The 10,825-nt window shown below is 71.7% G+C and carries 10 protein-coding genes and 1 pseudogene; 9 read left to right on the top strand and 2 right to left on the bottom strand.

The features are described from left to right. Window positions 1-229: 229 nt before the first annotated feature. Entirely contained in the window at window positions 230-1,261 is a 1,032-nt protein-coding gene (gene glnII, locus ABZ281_RS20045) for a glutamine synthetase (protein ID WP_356657254.1), read from the top strand. Window positions 1,262-1,371: 110 nt separating this feature from the next. Here glnII and ABZ281_RS20040 read toward each other — a convergent pair whose 3' ends face one another. Further along, complete coding sequence (locus ABZ281_RS20040) at window positions 1,372-1,572, bottom strand: hypothetical protein (protein WP_356657256.1); 201 nt, start codon at window positions 1,570-1,572, stop codon at window positions 1,372-1,374. Between ABZ281_RS20040 and ABZ281_RS20035 the strand changes: the two are divergent. The 5 genes and pseudogenes from ABZ281_RS20035 to ABZ281_RS20015 all read left to right on the top strand — a co-directional run. Next, a pseudogene (locus ABZ281_RS20035) lies at window positions 1,474-1,768 on the top strand (winged helix-turn-helix domain-containing protein); the annotation flags it as partial. The gene ABZ281_RS20040 and the pseudogene ABZ281_RS20035 sit on opposite strands and share 99 nt — an antisense overlap. A gap of 102 nt (window positions 1,769-1,870) precedes the next feature. Continuing rightward, window positions 1,871-2,881 carry an SDR family oxidoreductase gene (locus ABZ281_RS20030; protein ID WP_356657252.1) on the top strand — a complete coding sequence of 337 codons (1,011 nt, stop codon included), beginning with the start codon at window positions 1,871-1,873 and terminating at the stop codon, window positions 2,879-2,881. Window positions 2,882-2,971: 90 nt separating this feature from the next. Beyond that, the gene (locus ABZ281_RS20025; RefSeq protein WP_356657250.1) at window positions 2,972-4,231 is read left to right on the top strand and encodes a sensor domain-containing protein; all 1,260 of its coding nucleotides are present in this window, start codon (window positions 2,972-2,974) and stop codon (window positions 4,229-4,231) included. After that, window positions 4,222-4,875 (top strand): response regulator transcription factor, encoded by a 654-nt coding sequence (locus tag ABZ281_RS20020; protein ID WP_356657248.1) that lies wholly within the window; start codon window positions 4,222-4,224, stop codon window positions 4,873-4,875. Before ABZ281_RS20025 ends, ABZ281_RS20020 begins: the two co-directional genes overlap by 10 nt. A gap of 204 nt (window positions 4,876-5,079) precedes the next feature. Further along, window positions 5,080-6,636 carry a DUF1996 domain-containing protein gene (locus tag ABZ281_RS20015; RefSeq protein WP_356657246.1) on the top strand — a complete coding sequence of 519 codons (1,557 nt, stop codon included), beginning with the start codon at window positions 5,080-5,082 and terminating at the stop codon, window positions 6,634-6,636. A 75-nt stretch (window positions 6,637-6,711) separates the two neighbouring features. Here ABZ281_RS20015 and ABZ281_RS20010 read toward each other — a convergent pair whose 3' ends face one another. Then, entirely contained in the window at window positions 6,712-7,164 is a 453-nt protein-coding gene (locus tag ABZ281_RS20010) for a hypothetical protein (protein ID WP_356657244.1), read from the bottom strand. A gap of 163 nt (window positions 7,165-7,327) precedes the next feature. On the opposite strand from ABZ281_RS20010, the gene ABZ281_RS20005 reads away from it, so the two are divergent. From ABZ281_RS20005 to ABZ281_RS19995, 3 genes are all read left to right on the top strand, one after another. After that, entirely contained in the window at window positions 7,328-7,855 is a 528-nt protein-coding gene (locus ABZ281_RS20005) for a tetratricopeptide repeat protein (protein ID WP_356657242.1), read from the top strand. Between the two features lie 48 nt (window positions 7,856-7,903). Next, complete coding sequence (locus tag ABZ281_RS20000) at window positions 7,904-9,826, top strand: hypothetical protein (RefSeq protein ID WP_356657240.1); 1,923 nt, start codon at window positions 7,904-7,906, stop codon at window positions 9,824-9,826. A gap of 94 nt (window positions 9,827-9,920) precedes the next feature. Beyond that, window positions 9,921-10,610 (top strand): TetR/AcrR family transcriptional regulator, encoded by a 690-nt coding sequence (locus tag ABZ281_RS19995; RefSeq protein ID WP_356657238.1) that lies wholly within the window; start codon window positions 9,921-9,923, stop codon window positions 10,608-10,610. The last annotated feature ends 215 nt before the right edge of the window (window positions 10,611-10,825 follow it).

Genomic DNA, 10,825 nt, shown 5'->3' with positions numbered 1-10,825 from the left:
GGTCACCGGCTTGACGGAGGGGAGCCGGTGAATGGCGCCGCACCCGGCAGCACGCCCTCTCGGCGTGAAGTACGGCACGGGCACACCAGGTAACACGGGGTTCACATCCGAGCAATGGCCGGGAAATCGCCTGTTGGCACGCTGCCGGACAGTTGACGCGGCGCACCGGTGCCGCAGCGCCGCAGCACCCGCGATACGCGCCCAGACACACCCCCGAAGGATGTGGCCCGTGACCTTCAAGGCTGAGTACATCTGGATCGACGGCACCGAGCCGACGGCCAAACTGCGCTCCAAGACCAAGATCATCTCGGGCTCGCCCGCCGGTCTCGACGCGCTGCCGATCTGGGGCTTCGACGGGTCTTCCACCAACCAGGCCGAGGGGCACTCCTCGGACTGCGTCCTCAAGCCGGTCTTCACCTGCCCGGACCCGATCCGCGGCGGCGACGACATCCTGGTGCTGTGCGAGGTCCTGAACATCGACCTCACTCCGCACGCCAGCAACACCCGCGCGGCGCTTGCCGAGGTGGAGGAGAAGTTCGCGGCGCAGGAGCCGATCTTCGGCATCGAGCAGGAGTACACGTTCTTCAAGGACGGCTACCCGCTCGGCTTCCCCAAGGGCGGATTCCCGGCCCCGCAGGGCGGCTACTACTGCGGTGTCGGCGCGGACGAGATCTTCGGCCGGGACGTCGTCGAGGCCCACCTCGACAACTGTCTGAAGGCCGGTCTCGCCATCTCCGGCATCAATGCCGAGGTCATGCCCGGCCAATGGGAGTTCCAGGTCGGCCCGGTCTCCCCGCTGGAGGTCTCCGACCACCTGTGGGTGGCCCGCTGGCTGCTCTACCGCACCGCCGAGGACTTCGACGTCGCCGCCACCCTCGACCCCAAGCCGGTCAAGGGCGACTGGAACGGCGCCGGTGCGCACACCAACTTCTCCACCAAGGCGATGCGCGAGAGCTACGACGCGATCATCACCGCGGCGGAGTCGCTCGGCGAGGGCTCCAAGCCGCTCGACCACGTCAAGAACTACGGCGCCGGCATCGACGACCGCCTGACCGGTCTGCACGAGACCGCCCCGTGGAACGAGTACTCCTACGGCGTCTCCAACCGCGGCGCCTCGGTCCGCATCCCCTGGCAGGTCGAGAAGGACGGCAAGGGCTACATCGAGGACCGCCGCCCGAACGCCAACGTCGACCCGTACGTGGTGACCCGCCTGCTCGTCGACACCTGCTGCTCGGCGCTGGAGAAGGCCGGCCAGGTCTGACCGGCGCACCGCTCGGCTCCCGAGGGGCGCTCACCGTTCGCGGTGGGCGCCCCTCGCGTTGTCAGTGGGGGTGCCATGGTGGGGGCATGGAGATCGACGGGGCCTCGCGGTCAAGGTGCTGACGGAGAGCGGGCGGACGCACGCGCGGGATTTCGGCGCGTGAGCTGCGCCTGCCGCAGACCGCCGGCCCGGACCTCGGTGCCGGACCGGGCGGCGAGCCGCTGATCCGCGTCGACACCGTGCAGCACACCGCCCGGGTGGCCGGGCATCCGCTCGACCTCACGTACCTGGAGTTCGGGCTGCTGGCGCACCTGGTGTGCACCCGGGCCGGGTGCACACCCGCGACCAACTGGTCGGCACGGTGTGGGGCTACGGACACGTGGCGACGGCCGCACGGTCGACGTCCACATCGCCCGTCCGCGCCGCAAGCTCGGCGCGGAGCACCGCGACACGATCCGCACCGAGCGCCGCGTGGGCTATAAGTACGTGCCGGCGACGGCACACTGATACCGGCCCCGCCCGCCCCGTCCCGCCCCGTCCCGCCCCGCCCCGTCTGCTGACAGCAGATCCCCGTTCCCTCCCCCCACCCGACCGGGCAGAGTCACCGGCATGAGGCTTCTGATGCTGGGTGGTACGGAGTTCGTGGGGCGGGCCCTCGTGGAGGCGGCGCTGGAGCGGGGCTGGGAGGTGACCGTCTTCCACCGGGGGCGGCACGACGCACCGCCGGGTGTGCGGTCGTTGCTCGGTGACCGCACCGCGCCCGTCGGACTGGCCGCCCTCGCCGACGACCCGGGCGAGTGGGACGTCGTCGTCGACACCTGGTCGGCGGCGCCCCGCGCGGTGCGGGACACGGCGCGGCTGCTGCGGGGCCGCGCCGGCCGGTATGTGTACGTGTCGAGCCGCTCGGTGTACGCGTGGGCCCGGCCCGCCAGGTTCGACGAGGACGCGCCCCTGGTGGCGGGGGCGTCGGCCGACGCGGAGCAGACCGCCTACCCGCAGGACAAGCGGGGCGGTGAACTGGCTGTGCTGGACGCCTTCGGCGCGGACCGGTCGGTGCTCGTACGGGCGGGGCTGATCCTCGGCCCCTACGAGAACATCGGCCGACTGCCCTGGTGGCTGGGCCGCATGGCACGCGGCGGCCCGGTGCTGGCGCCGGGCCCGCGTGACCTGCCCCTGCAGTACGTGGACGTCCGCGACCTGGCCAAGTGGATCGTGCTCGCGGCCGAGCGGGAGCTGAGCGGGCCGTTCAACCTGGTCAGTCCGCAGGGCCACGCCACCATGGGCGCGTTGCTCGACGCCTGCGCGCGGGTCACCGGCGGCGCCGCCGAGCTCCGCTGGACCGAGCCCGGGATGATCCTGGAGGCGGGCATCGAGCCATGGACCGAGCTGCCGGTGTGGGTGCCGCCGGGCAGCGGCCTGTACGAGGCCCTGCACAGCGCGGACGTCTCCCGGGCGGTCGGGTCCGGACTGGTCTGCCGGCCCGTGGAGGAGACCGTGGCGGACACCTGGCGGTGGCTCCAGGACCTCGGGGGTGTGGTGCCCCAGCGCCCGGACCGGCCGCGCTCGGGCCTGGATCCGGAGGTGGAGGCGAAGGTGCTGGCGTCCGGCGCCGGTGCCTGAACGCCCCCCCCCCGGGGTGTACGTAGCACCACCGCCCGGACGGGTGTCCGGCCCCGTGACCGGGCGGGCGCGCTCGGCGAGACTGACGCCATGACCATGGACACGAAGAACGGCAGCGGGCGGACGGCAGGGCGGGGCATCGGACTCGCCGCGGTGCGGGGGCTCGCGCTGGCCCTCATCTCCCTGCCGGGGGCGGTGCTGTGCTTCTGCCTGTCTCTGGTCTCGATCGCGCTCATCCCGATCGGGGTCGGGATCGTCACCACGCCGTACGCGCTGACGGGCGTGCGGGCGTTCGCGAATTCACGGCGGGTCCTCGCGGCGGAGTGGGGCGGGGTGCGGATCCCTGCGGCGTACCGGCCGCTGCCCAAGGACGCCAACCCGTGGGCGCGCACCTTCGGGATGCTGCGCGACCCGGCGACCTGGCGGGATCTGCGGTGGCTGCCGGTCGACATGACCGCGGGGTTCGTCACGGCGCTGCTCCCGGCGGTGCTGCTGCTCTACCCGCTGGAGGGGTTCGCACTCGCGCTCGGGCTGTGGCGGGTCTTCCCCGACGGGTACTGGTACGGGTTCGTGCCGGTCACCGGGCAGGCGTCAGCGTTCGGTGCGGCCGCCCTGGGTCTGGTGCTGCTGTTCCTCGCGCACTTCCTCACCCCGCGCCTGCTCGGCGTTCACTTCCGGCTCACCCGGGCCGTGCTCGGCAGCGACCAGGGGGAACTGGCCGAGCGGGTGCGGGTGCTGACCGAGACGCGGCGCGACGCCGTCGACGCCTCCGCCGCCGAACTGCGGCGCATCGAGCGGGACCTGCACGACGGGGCCCAGGCCCGGCTGGTCGCCGTCGGCATGGACCTCGGCACCATCGAGGCGCTCCTCGACAAGGACCCGGCCCGGGCGAGGGAACTGATCGCGCAGGCCCGCAAGTCCTCCGTGGAGGCGCTGACCGAACTGCGCGAGCTGGTGCGGGGCATTCACCCGCCGGTCCTCGCCGAACGCGGCCTGGGCGATGCCGTACGGGCGCTGGCGCTGCGGCTGCCGGTGGCCACCGAGGTGAGCGTGGAGCTGCCCGGGCGGGCCGGGGCTCCCGTGGAGTCGGCCGCGTACTTCGCCGTCAGCGAGGTGCTCACCAACGCCGTGAAGCACTCGGGCGCCGACCGGATCTGGATCGACCTGCACCGAGCGGACGGCATGCTGCGGGCGACCGTCACGGACAACGGCAAGGGCGGTGCGGTGATCGGGGCCGGTTCAGGACTGGCCGGGGTCGAGCGGCGACTGGGTACATTCGACGGCGTCCTGGCCGTCAGCAGCCCCGCGGGCGGCCCCACCATGGTCACCATGGAGATCCCTTGCGCGTAGTCCTGGCCGAAGATCTCTTCCTGCTGCGCGACGGACTCGTCCGGCTGCTCCAGGCGCACGACTTCGAGATCGCGGCGGCCGTCGAGACCGGGCCCGAACTGGCCGCCGCGCTGGCCGAACTGGACCCGGACGTCGCCGTGGTCGACGTCCGCCTGCCGCCCACGCACACCGACGAGGGCCTGCAGTGCGCGCTCGACGCCCGCCGGAAGCGGCCCGGACTGCCGGTGCTGGTCCTCTCCCAGCATGTGGAGCAGCTCTACGCGCGCGAGCTGCTCGCCGACGGCACCGGCGGCGTCGGCTATCTGCTGAAGGACCGGGTGTTCGACGCCGAGCAGTTCGTGAACGCCGTACGGCGGGTGACCGCCGGTGGCACGGCGATGGATCCGCAGGTCATCCAGCAGCTGCTGGCCCGCCGTTCGGGCGACGACCGGCCGCTGTCGCGGCTGACGCCCCGGGAGCGGGAGGTGCTGGAGCTGATGGCGCAGGGCAGGTCCAACGCGGCGATCGCGGGGAAGCTGGTCGTGACGGAACGGGCGATCGCCAAGCACACCGCCAACATCTTCGCCAAGCTGGGGCTGGAGGTCTCGGACGACGACAACCGCCGCGTGCTGGCGGTTCTCGCCCATCTCGACCACGGCCGGTGAAACCGGACGATCCCCATTCACCCACCGTGGAGGGTCAACAACTCCTGGTGCCAAAAGGGCTGTTGAGGGCACAAGGCCCTCACGGATCTCACATCAATTTCCGAGACATCTGAACACCCCTGGGACCGCCTCCGTATGGAAGGGAGCCGCTTCACTCCTGTCGGGCGCCTCGAAGCCCCCGGAAAAGGAAGTCAGAGGAGTTCCATGGGACGCAACACAAGAAAACGCCGCACGCCGCTGGCCACCAAGGCCATTGCCGCATCGGCGGCCCTAGCGCTCGGTGGGGGCGGGCTGATCTGGGCAAACTTCTACGCCTCGGCGCACGAGGAGAACTCGGCGAACCAGACGAAGTCCGCGGGCGCACAGATCGCCACGATCCAGTGCCCGGACGTCGGACAGAAGCTGACCGACGTGCCGGACGGTGCTCGCCAGGGGGTGGACAAGGAGCTGGCCAACCTCGACAAGCAGATCACCGAGGCGTACTCCCGGCTCGCCTCCACGCGTCGGGCCCAGGCCGGTGACGCGGGCTTCGTCAACAACGCCATCCTCGGCCCGCTGAAGTCGAAGCGGGTCGCGGCCATCGACCGGATCGGCATCAACATCCGGCGCGTGGGCGGACAGGCCCCGGGCAACCTCGAACAGCTCGCCGAGTGCCAGGGCATGGGCGCCGAGCAGCCACAGGCCAACGACGGCAACGGCGATGGTCAGAACGGCGGCGACCAGAACCAGGGCGGTCAGGACCAGAACCAGGGCGGCGACCAGAACCAGGGCGGTCAGGACCAGGGCGGCGACCAGAACCAGGGTGGCGGCCAGGTCGACGACAACGGCAACGGGGCCGCGGGCCCGTTCGCGGACGACTTCGTCAACATCAACGATGTCCAGCCGAACTCCCGCAATTTCCCGAACGGCCTCGCCGCCAACGGCGACTCCGGTTCCACCGGCACCTTCACCGCCAAGTGCGGGGTGAACGAGAACAACCTGTTCAACTCCGACAACCTGATCGTCGCTCCGGGTGTCGACAACGGCGCGCACCACACGCACGACTACGTCGGCAACCAGGACAACGACGGCTTCTCCAGCGACCAGGACCTGGCCAACGCCGCCACCTCGTGCCAGAACCAGGCGGACAAGTCCACCTACTACTGGCCGGTTCTGCGTCTGCAGGACGGTACCCAGGAGTTCGACGCCGGCGACCTCGGCGGTGGCGGCGAGGGCAACGTCGGCAAGATCCTCAAGGCCAGCGAGGCCGACATGAAGTTCGTCGGCAACAAGAAGAGCGACGTCGTCGCGATGCCGAAGTTCCTGCGCATCATCACCGGTGACGCCAAGGCGTTCACCAACGGCCTCAAGAACGCCAACACCTCGTTCAGCTGCACCGGGTTCGAGGACCGGCAGGTGACGGACAAGTACGTGATCTGCCCCCAGGGCAGCCAGGTGGTGCGCACGTCCAACTTCCAGAGCTGCTGGGACGGACAGAACATCGACAGCGCCAACCACCGCGACCATGTCGCGTTCGTCCAGCAGGACGGCAGTTGCCCGAACGGCTTCCAGGCCATCCCCCAGCTCCAGGTCCGCCTGGTGTACGACGTGCCCGCCCCGGCCATCGAGAACGGTCAGGTCAAGGCCCCGTATGCCGTGGACGGCTTCCCGGAGCAGCTGCACAAGCCGATCACCGACCACAACGACTTCATCAACGTCATGGACGAGAACCTGATGAACAAGGTGGTTCAGTGCATCAACAGCGGCCAGAACTGCGAGTAGCGGCCGACTGAGAAAGCCGGCGGTGGGAGATCTCCCACCGCCGGCTCTTGTCTGTCCGTGCGCGAAGCACTCCGGTCAGCCGTCGCCGTGACCGGAGTGCGACGATCCGCCGCCCCCGTCGCCGGAGGAGTGACCGGAGTGGTTCGTCCCCACCTCCACGCTGCCGCCCAGGGTGCCGCGCAGCGCCTGCACCACGTCCTCGTGGCCGACGGCCACCCACTTGCGGCCGACCAGGTAGAAACCGCCGTAGTCCTTGGCCGTGTTGATCCACTCGCGCTGGCCCCGATCCGTGGAGAAGGTCGCGAGGACGTACTTGTCCTTGCCCTTCTTGCACAGCGCCTGGCGGATGGTGTCCGCGTCGGTCTGCATGTTCGGCTTGCAGTCGGCCTCGGCCGCGATGTGCTCCAGGCTGCCGCTCACCTCCTTCGGAACGGCCGCCTCGTCCTTGTCGCCGGATCCGCCGCAGCCGGTCAGCGCCAGTATCGCCACCGCGCCGCTCAGCGCGAGCATCGGTCGGGTCACCCTCATCTGCTCCTCCGGTCCTTGTCGGCACGGTCCTTGTCACGGCACGATCCGGACGCATGCCGCACGGAGCCCCCGGCAAGAGGCTCTCGCCTTCGATACGGCCCAGGAGCCCGCCGCGCTCAATATCCCGCTGCCGCAGTGTGCACTGTTGTGCGAGGGTGGTCCGGTGGATCAGGACTGGGAAGATCGTGTGGCCGCCCTGTGGGACCGTTTCGACGACTACGCCGAGACGGAGGAGGACGAGGCCCGCTTCCGCGCCGACGTGGAAGCCCTGGTCGCCGAGCTGCCCGAGGGCAGCCCGCACGGCCCGTTCGAGCAGGCTTGCGCCTGGGACTCCACGGGCCGCTCCGACAAGGCGGTCCCCCTGTACCGGGAGGCGCTGGAGAACGGCCTCGCCGACGTCAGCCCCTACAAGGCCCGCCGGACGAAGATCCAGCTGGCCAGCTCCCTGCGGAACATCGGCCGGGCGGAGGAGGGCGTCGCGCTGCTGACGCCCGAACTGGTCGCGCCGTCCGACGAGCTGGACGACCCCGTACGCGCCTGTCTCGCCCTGTGTCTGTCGAGCCTCGGCCGCGACCGGGAGGCATTGGCGCTGGCCCTGGGCGCCCTGGCCCCGCATCTGCCGCGCTACCAGCGGTCCATGGCGAACTACGCCCGGCTGCTCGTGGAGCCGGGGGAGCACCCGGGCGCGTGACGCCCCGCGGCCAGGTGACCATCCAACGATTCGCTCGTTCTGCTGAACGTGCAGTCACAGGATGTCGCCCAGCGCCCCGCACCCCCCTCCCCGTCCGGCCCGGTCGTCGACGTCGAGCAGGCCGAGGCCGCGCTCGTCGAGCACTACCCGCGGCTCGTCCGGCTGGCCTATCTGGTGCTGCCACCCGGGCTGGGCCGCAGCCGCCGCGTCCTGACCGCGCACGCCCTCACCCAGCGGGCCCTCCCCCGCGCCCGCACCCCGGCACCGGTGATCCCGGCGCAGTCCACCGGCCGGGACGGCGACCCGGGGTACGCCCTGGTCCGTCTCCAGGTGCTGCGCACGGCGCTGGAGGCGGGGCTGCCGCTGAAGGCGAAGGCGTGGCCCAAGAGGTCCCAGCTGCCACCGCTGCTGCCGCACGTATGGGGCCTGAAACTGTTCCCGCGCTCGGGCGGTGCCGACGAACTCGCCCTGGACCAGCGGCTGTCCACCCTGTCGGGCCCGGCCCGGGCCGCGTACGCGCTGCGCGGCCTGGAGCGGCTCACGGACGACGAGGTGTGCAAGGTCCTCGCGGCGGCGGGCGTCGCCGACCCGGAGGGCGCGTTCCTGGAGGCCGACGGGATCCCCGCCCAGTACGGGCTGCTCGACTCCCCCGAGTTCGACCCCTGCTCGCTCCAGGCACGGCCCACCGACCTGATGCGCCGCCGCCAGCACCTGAGGGCCGCCCTGGTCGCCGGTGCCGCGCTGCTGGTGTGCGGGGCGCTGCTCGGCCTGCCCGGTGAGGGCTGGGGCCCCGAGGGCGCCGCGGCGCCCCCTTACGCGCGCAACCCGGCCGCGCAGGCAGCCCTCGACCCCTCGAAGGTGACGCGGATGCCCGCGTCCGCCTGGCGCAGCTCGGCGCGCACCGACTTCTCCGTGTGGCCGGCCCGCGGCGACCTGACCGGCGACAAGGCCCTGCTGCGCCGAGCCCTGGCCGTGTGGGCACGCCCCGGCGAGACGGTCCAGGTGTCGGTGACCCCCGGCACCCTGTCCGGTGGCCCGGCCGGACCGCCCCAGCTGCTGTACGCGGGGACGGTCGACGCGGCGCGCGTGGTGATCCTCTACGACGGTCTGCGCATCGCCCGGTACGCCGAACCGACGGACGGCACCCAGGGCGCCGCCCTCGACTTCGCCCGGGTCGACGGGGCCGGCCGGGCCGAGGCGGGCGCGGTCGTCCTGGGCCGGTCCGACGGCAATGTCCGCTATCTGACGGCCCCCTGGGTACGCAAGGCCGGCGAACGGGACCTGATGAAGCCGGGCTCGGGCGCGATGGACCTCGCGCTCACCGACGGAGTGACCGCACCGCTGGCCAGCCCGGCCCTGCGGTCCGGCCCCTGCTCCTCGTGGAACGTGCTGCAGGTGACCGACGGCGCCGGGACCCGGCTGCTGACCGACCTCGGCGAACTGGTCCCGGCCCGGCTCACCGTCGGACGGCCGGGTTCCCCGCGCGAGGTGTCCGGGGCCGCGGCGCTGCACACCTGGCAGCCGTTCGCCTGCTCCCTGAGCATCGTGCGCTCGGCGGGGGTGCGCAGCGTCAACGCCTGGGCGTTCAACGAGCAGCCGCTGCCCGACGCGAGCGGCTCGGCGGCGTGGGTGTGTACCCGGGCCGAGACCTGGCGGGGCGGCGGGGCGCGGGTGCTGGCCCAGTTCCACACACCGGGCGGGACGTACGGGGCGGCGGCGGCGCAGGCCGAGAACGTCCCGGCGTGCGGGCCGCGGGACCCGCATGTGCTGGCCGGGGTGTTGTGGAAGGCGAAGGCCGGTGACTGGTACCTGCTGGCCGCGGGGAGCCGGGAGACCGCGTCGATCCGGGCGACGGGCGGAGTGAGCGGGGCGGCGCAGAGCAGTCTGCTGACCGTGCGGGCCGAGCAGGGGGCGCAGGCTCAGCTCAAGGGGACCCTGAAGGACGGTCGTTCGCTCCGCGGGCTGCGCTGACGAGGGTCGTTTTCGGGCCCGTCCCGTGAGGCCGGTGGCACCCCGCGATCGATCCGGCCCGTTCGAGGCCGGAATCAATCGGTAAGGTGTTCGTATGACTACCGGGGTTCGCCGCAGAATGGGAGTCGAGGAGCGGCGGCAGCAGTTGATCGGCGTCGCCCTCGAACTGTTCAGCCGCCGCTCGCCCGACGAGGTCTCCATCGACGAGATAGCGTCGGCCGCGGGCATTTCACGCCCGTTGGTCTACCACTACTTTCCCGGCAAACTCAGCCTGTACGAGGCCGCGTTGCAGCGGGCCTCGGACGATCTGGCGGCCCGGTTCGTGGAGCCGCACGAGGGCCCGCTGGGGTCCCGGCTGCTGCGCGTGATGCGCCGCTACTTCGACTTCGTGGACGAGCACGGGCCCGGTTTCTCGGCCCTCATGCGCGGCGGCCCGGCCGTCGGCTCCTCCACGACCAACGCGCTCGTCGACTCCGTACGGCAGGCCGCGTATATCCAGATCCTTTCGCACCTGGGCGTGACCGATCCGCCCGCGCGCCTCGAACTGGTCGTCCGTTCCTGGATCTCCCTCGCCGAGTCGACGGCGCTGATCTGGCTGGACGGCCGGCGCATCCCGAGGGAGGAGCTGGAGCCCCAGCTCGTGAACGACTTCGCCGCCCTCGCCGCGGTCAGTGCCGCCTACGACGAGGAGATGGCCGCGCTGCTGCGCGGCATCGTCAAGGACGAGCCGGCCGACGGCCCGTTCGCGCACCTGGCCGACCGGCTCATCGCCCTGGCGAGCTGATCCGCCCTGGTGCCTGTCGTTTGGATCAGGCCGCAGACGCGGGGCTCACCGCCCATCGAGAAGCACCGCCGTATCCCTGCGACCTGATCCCAACGACAGGCCCTAGTGCCGCGGCAGGCGACGTTTGCCCGTTGAGGAGCGGCGTTTGGTGCGTGCTCTCGGCGTGGCGGCCGGAAGCCCTCGTACTGGACGTACTCGGGGTTTCGGCCGGTGCG

The organism is Streptomyces sp. NPDC006265, from assembly GCF_040613555.1.
GTDB lineage: Bacteria > Actinomycetota > Actinomycetes > Streptomycetales > Streptomycetaceae > Streptomyces.
The sequence above is the reverse complement of the archived record's forward strand: the minus strand, read 5'-3'. Positions and strand labels throughout refer to the sequence as shown.

Coding starts and splice junctions, on each gene's coding strand:
- ABZ281_RS20015 (WP_356657246.1), top strand. CDS start 5,080: ATGGGACGCAACACAAGAAAACGCCGCACGCCGCTGGCCACCAAGGCC.
- ABZ281_RS19995 (WP_356657238.1), top strand. CDS start 9,921: ATGACTACCGGGGTTCGCCGCAGAATGGGAGTCGAGGAGCGGCGGCAG.
- ABZ281_RS20010 (WP_356657244.1), bottom strand. CDS start 7,164: ATGAGGGTGACCCGACCGATGCTCGCGCTGAGCGGCGCGGTGGCGATA.
- ABZ281_RS20030 (WP_356657252.1), top strand. CDS start 1,871: ATGAGGCTTCTGATGCTGGGTGGTACGGAGTTCGTGGGGCGGGCCCTC.
- ABZ281_RS20025 (WP_356657250.1), top strand. CDS start 2,972: ATGACCATGGACACGAAGAACGGCAGCGGGCGGACGGCAGGGCGGGGC.